19 protein-coding genes are annotated in these 18,741 nt (G+C 68.5%); 6 read left to right on the top strand and 13 right to left on the bottom strand.

The window, feature by feature from the left end; all coding sequences use genetic code 11:
• Window positions 1-27: 27 nt before the first annotated feature.
• Window positions 28-1,518, bottom strand: coding sequence for a UDP-N-acetylmuramoyl-L-alanyl-D-glutamate--2,6-diaminopimelate ligase (locus tag OG729_RS25380; RefSeq protein ID WP_405808201.1), 1,491 nt, complete (start codon window positions 1,516-1,518; stop codon window positions 28-30).
• A gap of 400 nt (window positions 1,519-1,918) precedes the next feature.
• Here OG729_RS25380 and OG729_RS25375 point away from each other — a divergent pair, with 400 nt between their 5' ends.
• Complete coding sequence (locus OG729_RS25375; RefSeq protein ID WP_405808200.1) at window positions 1,919-2,389, top strand: hypothetical protein; 471 nt, start codon at window positions 1,919-1,921, stop codon at window positions 2,387-2,389.
• Window positions 2,390-2,587: 198 nt separating this feature from the next.
• On the opposite strand, the gene OG729_RS25370 is transcribed toward OG729_RS25375, so the two are convergent.
• The 7 genes from OG729_RS25370 to OG729_RS25340 all read right to left on the bottom strand — a co-directional run bounded on the left by OG729_RS25370 (window position 2,588) and on the right by OG729_RS25340 (window position 7,224).
• Entirely contained in the window at window positions 2,588-3,037 is a 450-nt protein-coding gene (locus OG729_RS25370; protein ID WP_360882862.1) for an NUDIX hydrolase, read from the bottom strand.
• A 21-nt stretch (window positions 3,038-3,058) separates the two neighbouring features.
• Complete coding sequence (locus OG729_RS25365; protein ID WP_360882859.1) at window positions 3,059-3,850, bottom strand: STM4013/SEN3800 family hydrolase; 792 nt, start codon at window positions 3,848-3,850, stop codon at window positions 3,059-3,061.
• A gap of 4 nt (window positions 3,851-3,854) precedes the next feature.
• A complete protein-coding gene (locus OG729_RS25360; protein WP_360882856.1) occupies window positions 3,855-4,358 on the bottom strand; it encodes a hypothetical protein in 504 nt (167 codons plus the stop codon).
• Window positions 4,351-4,986: a thymidylate kinase gene (locus tag OG729_RS25355; RefSeq protein ID WP_360882853.1), complete on the bottom strand. Its 636-nt coding sequence runs from the start codon at window positions 4,984-4,986 to the stop codon at window positions 4,351-4,353. The genes OG729_RS25360 and OG729_RS25355 overlap by 8 nt, the downstream gene beginning before the upstream one ends.
• Entirely contained in the window at window positions 4,983-6,020 is a 1,038-nt protein-coding gene (locus tag OG729_RS25350; RefSeq protein WP_405808199.1) for a radical SAM protein, read from the bottom strand. Before OG729_RS25350 ends, OG729_RS25355 begins: the two co-directional genes overlap by 4 nt.
• 247 nt (window positions 6,021-6,267) lie before the next feature.
• Window positions 6,268-6,783, bottom strand: coding sequence for an NUDIX hydrolase (locus tag OG729_RS25345; RefSeq protein ID WP_405808198.1), 516 nt, complete (start codon window positions 6,781-6,783; stop codon window positions 6,268-6,270).
• A 27-nt stretch (window positions 6,784-6,810) separates the two neighbouring features.
• Window positions 6,811-7,224 carry an ATP-binding protein gene (locus OG729_RS25340; protein ID WP_405808197.1) on the bottom strand — a complete coding sequence of 138 codons (414 nt, stop codon included), beginning with the start codon at window positions 7,222-7,224 and terminating at the stop codon, window positions 6,811-6,813.
• A gap of 216 nt (window positions 7,225-7,440) precedes the next feature.
• On the opposite strand from OG729_RS25340, the gene OG729_RS25335 reads away from it, so the two are divergent.
• Window positions 7,441-8,214 (top strand): aminotransferase class IV family protein, encoded by a 774-nt coding sequence (locus OG729_RS25335; RefSeq protein WP_405808196.1) that lies wholly within the window; start codon window positions 7,441-7,443, stop codon window positions 8,212-8,214.
• A 61-nt stretch (window positions 8,215-8,275) separates the two neighbouring features.
• The gene (locus OG729_RS25330) at window positions 8,276-9,226 is read left to right on the top strand and encodes an SUMF1/EgtB/PvdO family nonheme iron enzyme (RefSeq protein WP_405808195.1); all 951 of its coding nucleotides are present in this window, start codon (window positions 8,276-8,278) and stop codon (window positions 9,224-9,226) included.
• A gap of 119 nt (window positions 9,227-9,345) precedes the next feature.
• On the opposite strand, the gene OG729_RS25325 is transcribed toward OG729_RS25330, so the two are convergent.
• Genes OG729_RS25325 through OG729_RS25315 form a run of 3 tightly spaced genes read right to left on the bottom strand, consistent with a single transcriptional unit; the run spans window position 9,346 to window position 13,506 of the window.
• Window positions 9,346-11,028 (bottom strand): thiamine pyrophosphate-binding protein, encoded by a 1,683-nt coding sequence (locus OG729_RS25325; protein ID WP_405808194.1) that lies wholly within the window; start codon window positions 11,026-11,028, stop codon window positions 9,346-9,348.
• Window positions 11,025-11,993 (bottom strand): agmatinase, encoded by a 969-nt coding sequence (speB, locus tag OG729_RS25320; RefSeq protein WP_360882833.1) that lies wholly within the window; start codon window positions 11,991-11,993, stop codon window positions 11,025-11,027. Before speB ends, OG729_RS25325 begins: the two co-directional genes overlap by 4 nt.
• Window positions 11,994-12,036: 43 nt before the next feature.
• The gene (locus OG729_RS25315; protein WP_360882830.1) at window positions 12,037-13,506 is read right to left on the bottom strand and encodes a sodium:solute symporter; all 1,470 of its coding nucleotides are present in this window, start codon (window positions 13,504-13,506) and stop codon (window positions 12,037-12,039) included.
• Window positions 13,507-13,633: 127 nt separating this feature from the next.
• Between OG729_RS25315 and OG729_RS25310 the strand changes: the two genes are divergently transcribed.
• From OG729_RS25310 to tesB, 3 genes are all read left to right on the top strand, one after another.
• Window positions 13,634-15,085, top strand: coding sequence for a PucR family transcriptional regulator (locus OG729_RS25310; protein WP_405808193.1), 1,452 nt, complete (start codon window positions 13,634-13,636; stop codon window positions 15,083-15,085).
• Window positions 15,086-15,195: 110 nt separating this feature from the next.
• Window positions 15,196-16,353: an acyl-CoA dehydrogenase family protein gene (locus tag OG729_RS25305; protein WP_360872418.1), complete on the top strand. Its 1,158-nt coding sequence runs from the start codon at window positions 15,196-15,198 to the stop codon at window positions 16,351-16,353.
• Window positions 16,354-16,387: 34 nt separating this feature from the next.
• On the top strand, window positions 16,388-17,248 hold the full coding sequence (tesB, locus tag OG729_RS25300) for an acyl-CoA thioesterase II (protein WP_405808192.1): 861 nt from the start codon (window positions 16,388-16,390) through the stop codon (window positions 17,246-17,248).
• A 4-nt stretch (window positions 17,249-17,252) separates the two neighbouring features.
• On the opposite strand, the gene OG729_RS25295 is transcribed toward tesB, so the two are convergent.
• A complete protein-coding gene (locus OG729_RS25295) occupies window positions 17,253-18,032 on the bottom strand; it encodes a phosphatase (protein ID WP_405808191.1) in 780 nt (259 codons plus the stop codon).
• A gap of 101 nt (window positions 18,033-18,133) precedes the next feature.
• Window positions 18,134-18,727, bottom strand: a complete 594-nt coding sequence (locus OG729_RS25290) for a TetR/AcrR family transcriptional regulator (RefSeq protein WP_360872429.1) — start codon at window positions 18,725-18,727, stop codon at window positions 18,134-18,136.
• Window positions 18,728-18,741: the final 14 nt, after the last annotated feature.

Below are 18,741 nucleotides of genomic sequence, written 5' to 3'. Positions count from 1 at the left end.
GCCGCCGCGAACGGCGTCCGCCGCGTACTACTCCTGCACGGCAGCGAGTTCGCGCACCGTCGCCATGTCGCTGAAAGGGAGCAGCTGTTCGCCGACGATCTGGTACGGCTCGCTGCCCTTCCCCGCGACCAGGACGATGTCGTCCCGCTCCGCGGCGGACAGCGCGAAGGCGATGGCCCGGCGGCGGTCGGCGACCCGCTCGAACCGGGTGCCCGTCACCGTGAGACCTGGCGTGATCTGATCCATGATCGTCTCGGGGTCTTCGTTCCGCGGGTTGTCCGAAGTGAGGACGCACAGATCGGAGAGAGTCCCGGCGATCTCGCCCATCCGAGCGCGCTTGGTGATGTCCCGGTCGCCTCCGCAGCCGAAGACGGTGATGACCCGGCCGGTGGCGAAGTCCCGGATGGCCGTGAGCACCTTGTCCAGGGAGTCGGGAGAGTGTGCGTAGTCCACGATCACGGACGTGCCGCGGGGCGTCTCGAAGCGTTCGAACCGCCCCGGAACCGGAGGCATCCGGTCGAGTGCCGCGACCAGCCCTGTCAGGTCGTGCCCCAGGGCATGGCAGGCGGCCACGGTGGCCAGCGCGTTGGCCACCGAGAACCGGCCGGGGACGCGGATCGCAGCCGGGTACTTGCGTCCGGCGTGGTGGAGGATGAAGCGCGTACCGAGGGCGTTCATGCTGAGGTCGCTCGCCCGGTAGTCGGCATCGGCGTCGAGCGCGTACGTGGTGACCGCGCCCGGCATCATCGCCCGGATGCCTGCGCCCACAGGGTCGTCCGCATTGACCACCGCGCGCCGGCACAGCCCCTGGAACAGGCGCAGCTTGGCGTCCCGGTAGTTCTCCATGGTGCCGTGATCGTCCAGATGGTCCTGGGTGAGGTTGGTGAAGATCCCCACGTCGAGGAACGCGTGGTCCACGCGGTGGGTCAGCAAGCCCATGGACGTGGCCTCCAGGACCACGGTGCCCACCTCGCGGTCGCGCATGTGTCCCAGCAGGTACTGGAAGTCCGGCGACTCCGGTGTGGTCAGCACGGATCGCGGCATCGGGATCAGTTCGTCGCCGATCCGGCTACCGGCCGTCCCGATCACCCCTACCCGCGCGCCCTCGGCGATGCGCAGCACGGACTCGACCATGTACGACACCGACGTCTTCCCGTTGGTGCCGGTGACGGCCACCATGTCCATCTCCCGCCCGGGGTCGCCGTAGTAGCGGGAGGTGACGACCGCGGCCGCCTGCCGCGTGTCCGGCACCCGTACGACACACACTCCGGCGGCCGACGCCCGCACGGCCGCCGGGAGATCGGGTACCGCCTCGTCGACGAGTATCGCGACCGCGCCACGCGCCAGAGCGGGTCCGACGAGCTCGGGGCCACCCTCGCAGTGACCGGGCACCGCGATGAACAGCGAACCCGGCGAGACGCGGTGGGCGTCGAAGCACGTTCCCGCGGTGATCCTCGTCTCCGGATCGCCCAGAAGCACCTCATGGTCGTGCCCGGCCAGCAACTCACTCAACTTCACAAGGGTCCTCTCGAGGGTGCGGCAGCCGGCCGTCCGGCCGTCGCCGAGGGCGATGCCGGCGGCACACCGAGAAGCCGCGGGGGTGGTGCTCAGGAGACAGAAAAGTGGTGCGGTGTTCCGCAAACCGAAAAGAGGGCCTGACAGCGCGGAGAAGCTCCACGGGCGGGGCAGGGGCCGGGCTGGGCCCGTAGGGAACTGATCAGCCGTGGCCGTGCAAGGCGCGGCAGCGGGCCCCGGGGCCGGTGGTGCACAGCGCGCGAGGTGCCTGTCGCAGGCCCTCTGTCACCGCATGTGTGCAACCCATGGGTGGAGTGTACGTCCCACGGAGCGGCCCGGGCTCCGCGCTGCTGTCGCCCCCCGGGCGGACGGGGACGGACGTTCTGCGCCCTACACTCGCCCCGTGGGTTTGTCGGCGGCTCTGCCCGCTCTGCTCGGCACGATCCTCGGCGCTCTGGTCACGTTGCTGGCAGACCGGGTGCGGTGGCGCCGTGAGCTGGCTCTCCGCTCACACGAGGCACGGCGTGACGCCTACGCCGGCTACCTCGCCGCGCTCCACACGGGCAGCGAGGGCATACGTTCGGTCGCGCTGGGCGACACCGCTGCGGCCGGTCGGCTGTCCGAGGCCGGGGAGGCGTTCCGGACGGCAGGCGTTTACCAGGCGCGCGAGCAGGTCTCACTGCTGGCGCCTGAGGCGGTAACGCGGTTTGCCGGTACGGCACTTCACCGTTTGCGTGACCTCAGGGACCTTGCGTCCCGCGGTTGCGCCGTCGAATCGCCCGACTACCAGCGGGCTCTGGCGCTGTACGACGAGGCGGTGGCGGGCCTGCGGACGGCCATGCGCAGGGACATCGGCAGCGCGCCTTCCTCTTAGCTCACGGTCGGCCGACCACCCCGGGGCTGCCGGGCCGAGTGCTTCTCGCCATGGCCGGCATAGCGGCGGTGTTCATCTGCTCCCGTCGGCTGTCGCCTGAACCAGGGCTGCCATCGCAGACAAAGGGGTCGGCAGCCCGGAGGAAGGCTTCGGCACCACCGTCGTAGGGATGGTGACTGCGCTTCATCCGAGTGTCGCTCAGTAAGCCTCAGCCAACCTGTCGGCGAGGAGCAGGGCCAACGGCCCGGCGGGTAGGAGAAAGCGTCCATCAGACGCCGCCGTGATCGCGTCGCTCATGGGCCACCAGGCGAGCTTGAAGTCCTCCTCGGTGGGGGTGAGCTCCTGCCGGCCGTACGTCAACTGGCGAGCTACGAAGAGGTGGACGCGCGCCGTGGAGTCGAGGGTCATGGCGTACGAGCCGAGCGACCTCCACGACTCGGCGGTGATGCCGGCCTCTTCACGCAGCTCGCGGCGTGCACACTGCTCCGAGGTCTCACCGTCTTCCCTCCGCCCGCCCGGCAAGAACAAATACTCGCCGCCGTGACGGGGAAAACCGGAGCTCAGGAGGGCCACCAGGCCATCAGCGTCGAGGGCCACCACAACGGAAGCGTCGCGTACTGGCCCGCGGCCTTGGAGGTCGTCGCTCATGCCTGCCGAGGGTAGCGGTCATCAGCGCACCATCGCCGCGAACGGCACGTTCATGACGACGGGGTGAGCGATGCCCCGGCCGCGGAATCCGTCATCGCCGAAAGCGTCGCCGTGGTCGGCGCACATGATGATCAGCCACCGTTGCTTCGCGGTCAGAGTGGCGATCAGGCGCCCGAGGTGATCGTCGGCGTAGGCGAGCGCGGCACACTGGGACGCGAGGGTGTCTCGGCTGTCGCCGAGGTAGTGGCCGTGAGGGACGTGGGTGGCCGAGACGTTGACGAAGAGGTACAGCGGGCGGCCGTGGTACTTCTCGGCGATCTCCAGGGCCTGGTCGACTTGGTGGCGTGTGGAGTCCATCTCGGGCGAGCAGAACTCCGGCCGCCAGTGGTCCTCGTCGAACATGTCGGGCAGGACGGCGCCGAGCGGTGTCTCGCGCGAGAAGTAGGTGACGCCGCCCATGCAGACGCTTCGGTAGCCGTGCTCCGCGAGGCCGCCGAGAAGGTTCGACGCCTCAAAGACGAACGTCTCCTTGGCGACTGCCTTGAAGGCCGGCGGGCGGCACTCCCACAGGCGCGGCGGCTGCTCGGGCTGCGGAAGCTTGGGTAGGAACCCGGAGAAGAACGCCATGTGCGCGGGGAGCGTGAAGCTGCCGGGGGTGTGCCGACGCTCCCAGCCTCCCTCGGGCAGCAGGCTCGCCATGCGTGGCGTCAGCCCGTCGTCGAGAGCCGTGCGGGCAGCGTCGTACCGTAACGAGTCGAGGGTGAGGAACAGGATGCTGGTACCGGTCCGGATGATCTCGGCTGCGTCGATCACTCCATCACCCCTTCCTCGAACGATGCGGGACGTAGTCCTCCACTCGGCCCTTGGCCTGACCATTGACGGGGATCGGCACACGATCCTCCGCGATCATTCGGCGAATCCGGGCCAGCCCAGCCTCTTCGCCGAGTGGCTGCCCTTCACAGTCGTACAGCGAGATCCTCACGGTCTCGGCGCCGTCATCGCCTACCGTTGTGGTGACCAGCGCGCCCGGTAAGGAGCCCAGCTCCTTCATGGTCCAGATCAGCGAGGCCTCGTCAGCTACATGGAGGTCGGCGACGCTGCAGGCGAAGTGCTGGGCATTGATGGCGCCCCGGCAAAGGCGCTTGTAGAACGCGGCACTGGTCTCGTGGCCGTCGCGAGCGACCGCGATTCGGTTGGCCTTGGCGGTGACGACGAGGCAGGCGCCCACCCACCAGCCGACGCCTTCGTGGATCTCACCGGGAAACCGGCCGATGGCGCCGCCGTCGCGGATGACGGCTTCGGTGTTGATGGGGTTAAGCACCCTGGCCCTCCAGATGGGCAATGATCCCGTCCGCGAGATCGTCGGGCGTCTTGTCGTCGGTTTCGACGACAACGGCCGTACTGTCAGCGGCCGCCACCGCCTCAAAGTTGGCCAGCAGTTGCGCCAGTCGTCCGGGGACGGAGAAGAGGTCTGTGTCGTCCTGCTTCATGTCCGGTTTACTGGCCATTCGCTCTCCCAGCACCGATTCTGAGCAGCGCAGGTAGAACGTGTGGGTGGGGATCTCCAGATACGGCCGGAAGGGATCCAAGAGCTCGGTGACCGCTTCTGTCTGCACGCCATGAACGGCGCCGTGACACGCGATGACCGAGGAGATGTAGCGGTCAGCGACCACGGGGCCGATCATCCGGGATTGGCGGATGCAGTCGGCGGCGTGGAGGACTCCCGAGAGGTAGAAGGCAAACTGCGGCAGGGGCCGCAGCCGCTTGTTCACTGACGAAGACCAGCGGGAGTGGGGCATCGGGAGAGTGTGCAGTTTGGTCGCCTGCAGGCGCTTGGCCAGGGTTGCGGCGAGCGTCGACTTCCCTATCCCGGAGACACCTTCGAGGACGACGAACGGATTGTGGGGACCGTCGAAGTCGATGGGCAGGTACGAGTGCAGAAGGCTCATAGAGTCCCCTCGGTGAACGATGTGACGTGCCCGGCAACGACCTCCGCGAGCCGGGCCGGATCAGTCAGGAGTTCCTTGATGTCCAGGCGCAGGTCATCGCGGAGCAAGCAGGGCTGGATGCCACCGTCGTGGTCAACTCGCAGCGCCCAGAACCCCTCGACGCACTTCGTGCGAAGTTGGCATGCGCCACACTGGCCGACGTGGTGGCGCCCGAGGTTGCGGTGGATGACATCGATCTCGATGCCATCGACGGTGAAGACCCGTCGGCCCTGCCCAACGCCCGCCACTTCGGTGTGCTCGTCGCTGGTCAGCGTGCGCAGGTAGGTAACGATCTCGTCGGCCGACACGGCAGAAGACGCCCGACCTTCGTTGAAGTCGGTGCCAACGAGTTCGATGAACTGCACTGGCATCCGCCGCCCCAGCGCGAAGTCGAGGATCTGCCGGACCTCGTGAGCGTTCTCCGTTTGAAGGAGGGTGTTCAGCTCCACCCGCTCGAAGATTTCCCGCGTGGCCTCGATGCCGTCCAGAACCGCGTTGATCCCGATTCGGGTTCCGGCGATGGCCTGCAAGGAGTCGTCGGAGAAGTAGTGCAGGGACACCTTCACCTTGTCCAAGTGTGTCTTGGACAGCCAGGACCGATGCGTACGGATACGGGTGCCGTTGGTGATCAAGGTATACGAGGCGTCCGGGCCGGGCTCGGGGAGCTGCTCCAATACTGGGCGGGCCATGGGGGAGGTCAGGGGCTCGCCGCCGGTGAAGTAGACGCGCTTCAGCCCTGCTTCCATCAGGGAGGTGATGAGCGCGACGTACCCCTCCGGGGCGAGTCCTCGAGGGCGCGGCTGTTGCGAGCGGTCCTGCCGGGTCAGCGGGGGCGGTACGTCGCCCTCGTTATGGCAGAACCAGCAGGCGATGTTGCAGCGGGGGGTGAAGGACACCCTGAGCTGGCCCCGAAGAGCAGCAAAGTTCCGTAGGGCAGTCCAGTCGACTTCGGAAGTAGCAATTGGAAGGTGAGCGGTATGCACGGCAACCTCCACGGAGGGAGCGAACTCGCTTTGGACAGCAACGGCGACGGCCGGGCCTGCTCGCCGTTGATGAGCTAGGGAAGGGCTGTAGATGGCGTGTGGCTCGTCCATATGCCAGGTCGAGTTGTCGGGGAAGATCAAGACCTTTGGCCGACGGGCCCGGTGACTCATCAGTTGCCGCCCCTGAGGAAGGCCCAGACCAGCGAGCCACCGATCGCCAAGACGGTTAGGACGTAAGCGACTTGCTGAGCTCTGGGGCTCATGGCGCAGCTGCCAACTGAGACAGCAAGCGATCCTGAATAGGTGGGGTCCCAATCTCAGGCATGAGAAGCCAGCGCACCTCGCCCATCTCGATCACGCTGGGGCAAATGGCTCTGGAGTGAGCACGGAAGAAGTAGCGGAACCCTACGCGTAGGCGGGGGCCGAGCTCTGGGGCCGCCATCGATACATCGATCACCAACGGGCCCTCGCTTCCGGGGACCGTCCATACGTCGCGGACGCCTGCGAACTCTTCCAGGACGCGGAGCGCCACGTGGCTCAGCGATTCGTCCTCCTCTCCAGGAACACCCTCGGCGAACGCCCACCGATTCCCGTCCCGCAGGGCAAATACGCGGTCCTGCTCATTGACGAGGAGGGCTCCGGCAGTGACCAGCGGGCACCTGTTGTCGTGGAGACAGGTGCCTCGCATCGCGTGATCGCGTGTCGCGTCGTAGAGCGGCAGTAGCGCCAACGCCTCGTCCGGATGTTGGTGAATGTACTGCGAGAGCTCCCTCACGATCTGGCTTCCTTCGAGGGCCACAGGTCACCCCTCCCGAGTCGGCCGGCTCGTGATCTTGAACATGCAGGTGACGACCTTCCCGGAAACCGTGATCGTCGTCTCCCAGTGCTCTGTCAGGGCGTCCACCAAGAGAAGCCCCCGCCCTCCTTCTGCGGTGCTTGAGTGAGGGCTTATGGACGGCGGATCAATCACCGTGTCGCTGACGCTGACGAAGAGCTGATCCGCCAGGGCCTGGATCTCCAGATCGCAGGTGCCTTCGGCGTGCTCAAAGACGTTGGTCAGCAGTTCGACAACAACTGAAACCACATCGTCGGCCATGGCCCCGAGGCTCCACTCGCCCAGACGGCTTGCGATGTCATGGCGGATGGCCCGCAGCCCAGCAGGCTCGACGGTGAGGTTCATGCTCAGTCTTTGCTCGACACTCACCACGGTGGCCACGGGATCCTCCTGCGTCTTGTGGGCGCGAGTCGTCTGCAAGGTCTCCGCTCTCAAGTGGATGGAGCGTGACCTCAACCTTGGGTCACCAGCCTGGCGCGCACAGTTATGCGGTCGGAATGTCGTCCCACTGTCGTGGCCCTGAAGTTTCACCGAAGTTCGAGCCCGCGCGAGAGCTCGCAGCAAAGGCGCGCGGGGCGCGACTGCCATGCTGGGCCCATGGCAGAACTCAACGGACGCCCCGTCAGCCTGGATGAGCTCCAGACGCTCGCCCTCACCAACTACGGCCACTTCACGAGTCTCCGAGTGGACGAAGGCCGAGTCCGCGGCCTCTCACTTCACCTGGACAGGCTCGCCCGCGACTGCCGTGCCCTGTTCGGAGCTGACCTCGACGCCGAGCGTGTACGCGAACTCATCCGGCGGATGGCACCTGCCCACGGGTCGACCACGATCCGCGTCACGGTGTTCGACCCGACCACGGACCTGGGACATCCGGACCACGCCACGGACCCCAAGGTCCTCGTCACGCATAGGCCGGCCGCCGCCCTGCCCCTCCCACCTCTGCACGTGCAGTCGTCCTTGTACGTACGAGACGCTCCCGAGGTGAAGAGCGTGGGGCTCTTCGGACTGCTCCGCCATCGGCGAGCGGCTCAGCTCAACGGATTCGACGACGCGCTCTTCGTAGACGAGGGAGAACTCATCTCCGAGGGCGGCACCTGGAATATCGGCTTCTTCGACGGCGAACAGGTGATCTGGCCGGAGGCTGACTGCCTCGTAGGCGTGACGATGCGGCTCCTCCAAGAAGCCCACGAACACCAGGGCGCACCCGTCTCTCTCGGTGACCTCGCTTCCATGGAGGCGGCCTTCGCGACCAACGCCGCCATCGGAGTGCGCGCCATCACGCGCATCGATGACACACAGATGCCCGGCGATCACCCCATCATCAGCATTCTCCGCAAGGAATACATGGACGTAGCCGGCGACTCGATCTGATCCAGAAACCGAGCATGGGGCTGGTGGCTAGGCTTGGTCACGCAGAAAGCAGGGAGGACGGGTGGCCACGGTAGAGCGCTGGACGGGCCGAGAGGCCAAAGCATTACGCAAGGCGAAGCGCATGAGCCTTGAAGCTTTCGCTGCTCACCTCGGAGTCAGCGAGCGAACCCTCTCCACCTGGGAGCTCCGAGGCGAGACGATAGCCATTCGCGAAGTCAACCAGGCTGCCCTGGACACGTCGTTGAAGGCATCCAGTCCAGACGTCCACGAACGCTTCGTCAGCCTCACGGGTGGCTACGAATCGGTCTTGCCGGGCCAGAGTCCAAACGGTACCCATGACCTTCCACAACAACAGCAAGAAAGGCACCCGAACGACGGCAAGCAAATGGCGTTCGTCGATGCTGGCGTCTACTTGAGCGGGGCCGGCAACAAGCCTGTCTGGCTCCCCGCCTTCTACATCGACATCTTCCCGGTAACGAACTCCGATTACGCGCGGTTCGTTGCTGCAACGGGACGCCAACCTCCAGAGCATTGGCCCAAGGGTAAGTGTCCAGACACGCTCTTCGATCATCCGGTTACCTTCGTCACCTGGTGCGATGCGGCGTCGTACGCCTCCTGGGCAGGTAAGGAGCTGCCGAGCTCTCAACAATGGGAGAAGGCGGCCAGGGGCGTAAAGGGCAATGTGTATCCGTGGGGGAACGGCGCTACACCCGCGAAGTGCAACGCCAGGGAGAGCGGGATCGGCACCACCACGCCCGTAAGCCGCTTCCACAGTGGTGTAAGTCCGTACGGGGTGTACGACATGTGCGGCAACACTTGGGAATGGTGCAGTACTCGGAGCGCTGCCAGCCGCTACGAGTTGAAGGCCGGCGCGTTCACCAGCCCCTTCTCTCGTGCCACGCCCTCATCGTTCAATGATGCCTCGTCGACCATGCTCGACGACGACACCGGATTTCGGTGCTGCATCGCTGGAGCCGCGCTCCAGGCGCTGTTGAAACCCCGATCTGCCTGAGAAGAATCCGCGCCCTCCATGTCCTCGTAACTGTCCACGTTTCCTGGGCCGTTCAGAGATGACCTGGCCCCGCTGCCCAGGGGGATGGGGCAGCGGGGCCAGGGATTCAGAGCGACGTCTCAGGCGTGCGTCGCAGCGAACATCCGCAGGAGTGCCGGGAGCACCACCACCGACGGGCCCGGCTCCATCAGCGCCTTGCCCAGGTCTTCCGTCAGGGACTGGGGAGTCGTACGGACCGCCGGCACCCCGAAGGACTCCGCCAGCGCCACGAAGTCGGGGCGGGACAGTTCCGTCGCCGTCGCCTCGCCGAACGCGTCCTCCATGTACTCGCGCAGGATGCCGTAGCCACCGTCGTCCACGATCAGCCAGGTGACCGGGAGGTCGTACTGGCGGGCCGTCGCCAGCTCCGCGATCGAGTACATCGCGCCGCCGTCGCCCGAGACCGCGAGGACCGGGCGGGAGCGGTCCGCCGCCGCCGCGCCCAAGGCCGCCGGGAAGCCGTAGCCGAGGCCGCCCGCGCCCTGGGCCGAGTGCATGGTGTTCGGGTGGCGGGCGTCGAAGGCCGACCAGGCCCAGTAGGCCAGGATCGTCATGTCCCAGAAGCTCGGAGCGTCGTCGGGCAGGGCCTCCCGTACCGACGCGAGCACCTGCTGTTCCAGGGTGAGGGACTGGGAGTCGATGCGGGCTCGGACCTCGGACAGGACCGTGCGTACGGACTCCGCAGCCGACTCGTCGGAGCGCTCCTCCACCGTCTCCAGCAGCGCCGACAGCGCGAGCCGCGCATCCGCGTGGATGCCGAGGCCCGGGTGGTTGGACTCCAGCTTGCCCGCGTCCGCCTCGATCTGGATGACCCGGCCGCGCGGCGCGAACGTGTGGTAGTTCGAGGACAGTTCGCCCAGGCCGGAGCCGACGACCAGCAGTACGTCCGCGGACTCCAGGAAGTCCGTGGTGTGGCGGTCCTCGAGCCAGGACTGGAGTGAGAGCGGGTGCTCCCACGGGAACGCGCCCTTGCCGCCGAAGGTCGTGACGACCGGGGCGTGAAGCTTCTCCGCGAGTGCGAGCAGCTTGCCGGACGCGTCGGAGCGTACGACTCCGCCGCCCGCGATGATCGCCGGACGGGAGGCGCGGGACAGCAAGTCGGCCGCCACCGCGGTCAGTTCGGGGCGCGGTACGACCTCGTGCGGGGTCGCGTCCATCGCCGTGACGACCGGCAGTGTCGTCTGGGCCAGCAGGACGTCCTGGGGGATCTCCACCCACACCGGTCCGTGCGGAGCGGTCAGTGCCGACTGCCACGCCGCCGCGATGGCCGACGGGATCTGGGACTGCTTACGGGCCGTGTGGACCGACTTCACCACATCCCTGAACGACGCCTGCTGGTCGCGCAGTTCGTGAAGGTAGCCGTGCCGGCCGCCGCCGAGACCGGCGGTCGGAACCTGGCTGCCGATCGCGAGCACGGGTGCCGAAGCCGCGGCCGACTCCTGGAGCGCGGCCAGCGACATCAGCGCACCCGGGCCGGTGGAGAGCAGCAGCGGGGCCACCTCACCCGTCACTCGGCCGTACGCGTCGGCCGCGAAGCCCGCGTTGTTCTCGACGCGCAGTCCGACGTACTCCAGCTGCGAGCGGCGCAGTGCGTCGAACATGCCGAGCGCGTGCTGGCCGGGGAGGCCGAAGACGGTGGTCGCGCCCAGGCCGGCCAGGGTCTCGACGACGAGATCGCCGCCGTTGCGTCCGGGCGGAGGAGACAGCGCGGCCGCCGTCTGGGCCTTTGTCGGACGCAGTACGAGGTCGTGGTCGTGCGTCACTTGGCGCGACCCTCCGCGATCTGGCGGGACATGATCGTCGTCAGCTCGTACGCCGTGTGCGACGCCGCGACCGAGGTGATCTCGGCGTGGTCGTACGCCGGCGCGACCTCGACGACGTCCGCCGAGACCAGGTTGCAGGAGGCCAGTCCGCGCAGAATCTCCAGCAGCTCGCGGGAGGTCATGCCGCCCGCCTCGGGGGTGCCGGTGCCCGGGGCGTGGGCCGGGTCGAGACAGTCGATGTCGATGGAGATGTAGAGCGGACGGTCACCGATGCGCTGGCGCAGCTGGTCGGCGACCTCGTCGGCGCCCCGGCGGTAGACGTCGGAGGAGGTGACGATGCCGAAGCCCATCTTCTCGTCGTCGGTCAGGTCCTGCTTGCCGTACAGCGGGCCGCGGATGCCCACATGGGAGAGGGCGGAGGTGTCGAGGATGCCCTCCTCGACGGCCCGCCTGAAGGGAGTTCCATGGGTGTACTCCGCGCCGAAGTACGTGTCCCAGGTGTCCAGGTGCGCGTCGAAGTGCAGCAGCGCGACCGGGCCGTGCTTCTTGGCGACCGAGCGCAGCAGCGGCAGCGCGATGGTGTGGTCGCCGCCGAGCGTCATCATCCGCGCGCCGGTGCCGAGCAGGTCGTCGGCCGCGGCCTCGATCGTCTCGACGGCCTCGTTGATGTTGAAGGGGTTCGCGGCGATGTCACCCGCGTCCGCGACCTGCGCGAGCGCGAAGGGCGAGGCGTCCTGCGCCGGGTTGTACGGGCGCAGGAGCCTCGACGCCTCGCGGATCGCGTTACCGCCGAAGCGTGCGCCGGGACGGTAGGAGACCCCGGCGTCGAAGGGAACACCGACCACGGCGACGTCGGCGCGGCCGACCTCGTCCAGCCGGGGCAGCCGGGCGAACGTCGCGGGTCCGGCGTACCGCGGAATACGGGACGAGTCGATCGGGCCGCGCGGCTGCTCGTTGCTGCTCATGTGAATTGCCTTCTTTCGTACGCTTCGTTGCGGTAATTCGACTTTAGCTCGGGACAGCCACTGGCTCGGCCGCGGCCTCTTCGTCCTCGGTGGACCGGCCCGCCAGGCGCTCACGCCAGTTGGCCAGGATCGCGGGGTCCGTCGGCCTGGTCGCCAGAGAGACGATCACGTACGCCGCCAGCGACAGCAGCAGGCCGTAGTAGACGGGCTCGTTGGCGAGAATTCCGTACGACGCCATCAGACCGATGACCGCGACGCCGCCGACGACCACCGAGGCGAGCGCGCCGTACACGGTGCCGCGCTTCCACAGCAGGCCGCCCAGGATGGGCACGAGCAGACCGCCGACGAGCAGGTTGTACGCGACGGTGAGGGCCTCGATGACGTTGTTGAGCGCGATGGCGATACAGATCACCGCGACGCCCATGATCAGGATGAAGGCACGGTTGCCCTTCACCTCGTCGTGGTCGTCACCGCGCCGGGACGTGAGACCGCGCAGCCGCGACCAGATGTCGTTGTTGGCGACGGTGGCGCAGGCGATGAGCGCGCCGGAGGAGGTGGACATGACGGCGGCGAGGGCCGCGGCCAGCACCAGACCGCGCACACCGATGGGCAGTTCGTCCTTGACGATGGTGGCGAAGGCGTCGTCGGCGTTGGACAGCTTCGGGTAGAGAACCCGGGCGGCGGTGCCGATCACGGCGCCGGCCAGGGCGTAGACGAGGCAGTACGTGCCCGCGACCGTGCCGCCGTAGCTCGCGACCTTGTCGCTGCGCGCCGTGAACACCCGCTGCCAGATGTCCTGGCCGATCAGCATGCCGAAGGTGTAGATCAGGACGTACGTGAAGATCGTCTCGCCGCCGATGCCGAGAGGAGAGAAGTACTCGGTGGGCAGCTGCGCCTTCATCTCGGCGAAGCCACCGGCCTTGACGACCGCGATCGGCAGCAGGAGCAGGAGCACGCCGACCGTCTTCACGACGAACTGCACCATGTCGGTGAGGGTGATCGACCACATGCCGCCGAGGGTCGAGTACGCGACGACGATGGCGCCGCCGAGGATGATCGAGGCGGTGCGGTTGATGTCGAAGAGGACATCGAAGATGGTGGCGTAGGCGATGGTCGAGGTGACCGCGAGCATCAGTGTGTACGCCCACATCACGACGCCGGAGATGAGGCCGGCCTTGCCGCCGTAGCGCAGGTCGAGCATCTCGGAGACCGTGTACACCTTGAGGCGGGCGATGCGGGCCGAGAAGAAGATGCTCAGCGCCAGCAGGCCGAGGCCGATGGTGAAGACCATCCAGGCACCCGAAAGGCCGTACTTGTAGCCGAGTCCCACGCCGCCGATGGTGGAGGCGCCGCCGAGGACGATGGCGGCCATGGTGCCGGAGTACATCGTGGGGCCGAGGCGACGGCCCGCGACCAGGAACTCGCTCTTGGTCTTGGCGCGGCGCATGCCCCACCAGCCCATGCCGAGCATGCCGGCCAGATAGACAACGATCACTGCGTAGTCGACAGCCATCGGCTTTCCTTCCGTCTCGTCCCCCGGGGTCCTCAGGTCTTGTTGTCTGACGACGCTAGGTGGCCGGAAAGAAACGCTGAAGTGTACGTTTCATCCATTGTTGATACCGCCTATGGATGGACTGTCCATGCCGGAGACCGCGGCAGCCCCGCCCACCCCACCGATCCCTCTCGTCGCACTGCTCGCACGCGAGGAACTGGGCCTGCGGCAGATCGCCGGGCCGGTGGAGGCGGGCGCGGCGGTGCACATGGTGCACACCTCCGAGATGGAGGATCCCTATCCGTATCTGCTCGGCGGGGAGCTGCTGCTGAGCGCGGGGGTGCTGCTGAAGGACCCCGACAGATATGTGTCACGCATCGTGCAGGCGGGCGCCGCGGCGCTGGGATTCGGGCTCGCGCCGGTGTACGACACGGTGCCCGCGGCCCTGATCGAGGCGTGCGACCGGCATGGGCTGCCGCTGCTGGAGGTGCCGCCGCAGACCACGTTCACGGCGGTGGCACGGGCGGTGTGGCGGCTGATGGCGGAGGCACGCCACCGGGAACTGCGCCGGGTCACCCAGGCCCAGCAGGGCCTCGCCGCGGCTGCGGCCCGCCCGGACCCGGTTCCGGCGGTCCTGCACCAACTGGCATCCCGCCTGGAAGGCCAGGCGGTCCTGCTGGGCCCGGACGCCACAGAACTGTCCACGGCGGGCCGCGCGCCCGTCCCGGAGGCGGCGGCGGCGTTGGCGCGCCTGGCGCGCGTGGTGAACCCGCCGTCGGGCGGGGCGGAAGGGCCCGCGCCCGCGTCCGCCAGTGACAGCATCCCCGGGGCGCATCTCGCCGCATACGCCCTCGGGGGCAGCCAGGGGTTCACCCTCGGGCTTGCCACCCCCGCGCGGGAGGCCGGCGATCACACTGTCGCCGGGGTCGCCGTCGTGCTGCTCTCGTTGCTGACCGCGCCCCACCAGGGCGCCGACGGCACCGGGCGCAGTGCCGCACTCGTACGGCTGCTGCTGGGGGCCGGGCCCGAGGAGGCCGCGCGGCTGCTCGGGGCCGAGCGGTGGACCGTCGTACACGCGCGTGGCGGCCGCGGCACCCGCTTGGACGCGTCCGCGCTCGGCGCCGCGCTCGGCAGCGCGCTCGTCGACCCCGCCGACGACGGGACCGTACGCATCCTGCTGCCGGCCGACCACGAGGTCACCCCGCAGCCCGGCTGGATCCTGGGCGTCAGCGCCCCCGTGAGCCCGCAGGAACTTCCCGCCGCCGACACCCAGGCGGCCAGAGCCGTCCACCGCGCAGCGGCCACCCGTACCGACCTGGTCAGACACCGCGGGACCTCGCTGTCCGCACTGCTGTCCCCCGAGGAGGCCGCTGCCCACGCGCGTCTGCGCCTGGCCCCTCTCGCGGACTCCCCCGCCCTGCTCGACACGCTGCGCAACTGGCTTTCCCTGCACGGCAGCTGGGATCGCACCGCCACCGCGATGGAGGTCCATCGCAACACCGTCCGCCAGCGCATCGCGCGCTGCGCGACGCTGCTGGAGGAGGACCTGGACGATCCGGACGTACGGATGGAGCTGTGGTTCGCGCTGCGCTCGCTGTGACGCGGACGACCACTCACGACCCTGGACAGCACTTGCGACCGCCGGGTAACTTAGAGCTGAGCAAGCGCTTAGACAGCGCAGCGTACCCACACAGTCACGAGGAGGCGTCCGTGCGCCGTACCGTTTTCAACGAGGACCACGAGGCGTTCCGCGAGACCATACGCGCCTTCATCGAGGCCGAGGTCGTTCCGGTCTACGACGAGTGGTTCGCGGCCGGCCAGGCGCCTCGCGACTTCTACTACAAGCTCGGTGAGCTGGGCGTCTTCGGCATCAACGTCCCCGAGGAATTCGGTGGCGCAGGCCTGGACACGCACAAGTTCGAGGCCGTGCTCTACGAGGAGACCTCGCGGGCGGGCGTCAACTTCGGCGGCTCCGGCGTACACGTGCTGCTCGCTCTCCCCTACATCAAGCTGCTCGCCACCGATGAGCAGAAGAAGAACTACCTGCCGAAGTTCGTCACCGGCGAGGAGATGTGGGCCCTGGCGATGACCGAGCCGGGCACCGGCTCCGACGTCGCGGGCATGAAGACCACCGCCAAGCTCTCCGAGGACGGCACGCACTACGTCCTCAACGGCGCCAAGACCTTCATCACCGGTGGTGTGCACGCCGACCGCGTGATCGTGTGCGCCCGCACCTCCGCCCCGCGCGAGGACGACCGCCGCTTCGGCATCTCGCTGTTCGCGGTGGACACCAAGTCGGAGGGCTACTCGGTCGGCCGCAAGCTGGACAAGCTCGGCCTGCGCACCTCCGACACCGCCGAGCTGGCCTTCGTCGACGTCAAGGTCCCGGTCGAGGACCTGCTCGGCGAGGAGAACAAGGGCTTCTACTACCTCGGCCAGAACCTGCCGTCCGAGCGCTGGGGGATCGCGTTCGGCGCGTACGCGCAGGCCAAGGCCGCCGTCCGGTTCGCCCAGCAGTACGTGCAGGACCGCACGGTCTTCGGCAAGCCGGTCGCGCACTTCCAGAACACCAAGTTCGAGCTGGCCGCCTGCCAGGCCGAGGTGGACGCCGCCGAGGCCGTCGCCGACCGCGCCCTGGAGGCGCTGGACGCGGGCGAGCTGTCCGCCGCCGAGGCGGCGTCCGCGAAGCTGTTCTGCACCGAGGTCGCGCACCGCGTCATCGACAAGTGCCTTCAGCTGCACGGCGGTTACGGCTACATGAACGAGTACCCGATCGCCCGGCTGTACACCGACAACCGCGTCAACCGCATCTACGGCGGCACCAGCGAGGTCATGAAGTCGATCATCGCGAAGTCCATGGGCCTGTAAGGCAGTTGAGTAAGCATTCAACTACCTTCACCTCATGAGCTCAGCACTTGACGCCCTGCTCGATCTGCTCGACCTCGAGCGGATCGAGCAGGACATCTTCCGGGGGCGGTCGCGCTCCGCCGTGGTACCGCGCGTCTTCGGCGGCCAGGTCGCCGCGCAGGCGCTGGTCGCCGCGGGCCGCACCGTCCCCGAGGACCGCACGGCCCACTCCCTGCACGCGTACTTCCTGCGCATGGGCGACCCCGGGGCGCCGATCGTCTACACGGTCGACCGCATCCGCGACGGCCGCTCCTTCACCACGCGCCGGGTCGTCGCCGTCCAGCACGGCCAGCCGATCTTCCATCTCTCGGCGTCTTTCCAGACGTACGAGGAGGGCCTGGAGCACCAGGCGGCGATGCCGTCCGCGCCGGCTCCGGAGACGCTGCCGACCGCGGCCGAGATGCTGCCCCGTCATCTGCCACCGCACGTCGCCAAGCGGCTCGTGGAGGCGCGGGCCGCGGTGGATCTGCGCTACGCCGACGTACCCCCGTGGGGCAGCGTCGGACAGCCCCGCGAGCCGCGCTCGCAGGTGTGGTTCCGTACGAACGGCAAGCTTGCCGACGACCCCCTGCTGCACGTCTGCCTCGCCACATACGTCTCCGACATGACGCTGCTCGACTCGGTGCTGCTGGCGCACGGGCGCGGCGGCTGGGCCGTCGGCGACGTGGTGGGCGCGTCGCTGGACCACGCGATGTGGTTCCACCGGCCCTTCAGGGCGGACGAATGGCTGCTGTACGACCAGGAGTCGCCGTCGGCGTCCGGCGGCCGGGGCCTGGGGCAGGCCCGGATCTACACGCAGGACGGGCGTCTTGCGATCACGGTCATCCAGGAGGGCGTGGTCCGCGTCCCCCGCTGACGGTTCAGACGAGCCCCGCCGCGTCCAGCAGATAGGCCGTCATCGGGTCGTAGAAGCGCGGGTCCGTGACATGGTCGTCCAGCGGGACGGTCACCTGGAGGGTGCCCTCCGCCTCGCCGATGAACAGCGCCGGGTCGTTGCTGTCCGCATACCCGACCGAGTCCAGGCCGCGCTGCCCCGCGCACCCGGCCCAGCCGTGGTCGGCGACCACGAGGTCGGGCTGGGGTCTGCCGTCCCTCTCCAGGCCGTCCAGGATCGCGGCCATGGGTGCCGGTGAGTGCGTGTGCCACAGGGTCGCGCCGCGCTCCAGCATCGCGACGTCCGCGAACTGGAAGACCATGCCCTCGTCCGCCGTGAGCCCGCCCGGAATCCGTACGATCTCGCACCCGGCCGCCCGCAGCGCGTCGGCCGTCTGCCGGTGCACGTCCAGCAGCCCGCCCGGATGCCCGGTCGCGAACAGCACCCGCTCCTGCCCGGCGACGGCCTTGCGCAGCCGCGCGGCGAGCCGCTCCAGCGCGTCGACGGTCAGCTCCGGGTCGATGGTGTCCTGTCCGCTCCGGTGCTCGGGGTCGTCGCTGACACCGCACCGCTCGGCCATCACTGCCAGCACGTCCTGCTCGTCGGTCCAGCGGTCCCCGAGCTCCAGGCCGAGCCAGTAGTGGCGGTCGCCGTTGGCGAGCTTGCGGTAGTGGGAGAGGTTGTTGTCGCGGGGGGTGGCGACATCTCCGGCGATACGTGAGCGGACGAGGTGATCGACAAGGGCGGCACGGCTGGGTATCGGCATGAAGCCCATTGTGCCGTCAGGTGCCCCGCCGGCACCCGTCGTCCCGAACCCTGGACGTGTCGCGCGCGGACCTGCGGCGGGCCACGGGCGGAACCCAGCCGTCAGCCCGTGAGCGAGGCGAACGCCCCGTGCGCCAGACGGCGCAGCAGCGTCTCCGTCGCAGCGCGGCCCGGCAGGCCGCTGCCGTACGAGCCCAGGTGCGGCGTCGAGTTGAGCAGGCCGAAGACCGCGTGGACCGCCGCGCGGGCTTCCGATTCCGCGACGTCCGGGTGCAGGTCACGGACCGCCGTGACCCACAGTTCGACGTACTGCCGCTGCAGCTGCCGCACCAGCTTGCGGTCGCTGTCCCGCAGGCGGTCCAGCTCCCGGTCGTGCAGGGTGATCAGTGGACGGTCGTCGAGCGCGAAGTCGATGTGGCCGTCGATGAGGGCGGCCAGCAGCACCTCGGGGTCGGCCGCCGCCTCCTCGACCCGCAGCCGGCCGCCGCTCAGCAGGCGCTCACTGATGCCCACGAGCAGTTCCGCGAGCATCGCGTCCTTGCCCGGGAAATGGCGGTACAGACCCGGGCCGCTGATACCGACCGCGGCTCCTATCTCGTCGACGCCCACGCCGTGGAAGCCGCGCTCGGCGAAGAGGCGCGCGGCCTCCTTGAGGATCTGCTCGCGTCGCGTCGGTGCCGCGGTCCTGGTGCTCATGAGAATTCATTCTA

It is taken from the genome of Streptomyces sp. NBC_00210, from assembly GCF_045160975.1.
GTDB lineage: Bacteria > Actinomycetota > Actinomycetes > Streptomycetales > Streptomycetaceae > Streptomyces.
This window is presented reverse-complemented; position numbering and strand designations above follow the sequence as displayed.

Excerpts from the sequence above, each read along its gene's own strand:
- OG729_RS25290 (WP_360872429.1), bottom strand. The coding sequence starts at position 18,727 with ATGAGCACCAGGACCGCGGCACCGACGCGACGCGAGCAGATCCTCAAG.
- OG729_RS25370 (WP_360882862.1), bottom strand. The coding sequence starts at position 3,037 with ATGAGCGACGACCTCCAAGGCCGCGGGCCAGTACGCGACGCTTCCGTT.
- OG729_RS25310 (WP_405808193.1), top strand. The coding sequence starts at position 13,634 with ATGCCGGAGACCGCGGCAGCCCCGCCCACCCCACCGATCCCTCTCGTC.
- OG729_RS25295 (WP_405808191.1), bottom strand. The coding sequence starts at position 18,032 with ATGCCGATACCCAGCCGTGCCGCCCTTGTCGATCACCTCGTCCGCTCA.
- tesB (WP_405808192.1), top strand. The coding sequence starts at position 16,388 with ATGAGCTCAGCACTTGACGCCCTGCTCGATCTGCTCGACCTCGAGCGG.
- OG729_RS25335 (WP_405808196.1), top strand. The coding sequence starts at position 7,441 with ATGGCAGAACTCAACGGACGCCCCGTCAGCCTGGATGAGCTCCAGACG.
- OG729_RS25355 (WP_360882853.1), bottom strand. The coding sequence starts at position 4,986 with ATGAGCCTTCTGCACTCGTACCTGCCCATCGACTTCGACGGTCCCCAC.
- OG729_RS25315 (WP_360882830.1), bottom strand. The coding sequence starts at position 13,506 with ATGGCTGTCGACTACGCAGTGATCGTTGTCTATCTGGCCGGCATGCTC.
- speB (WP_360882833.1), bottom strand. The coding sequence starts at position 11,993 with ATGAGCAGCAACGAGCAGCCGCGCGGCCCGATCGACTCGTCCCGTATT.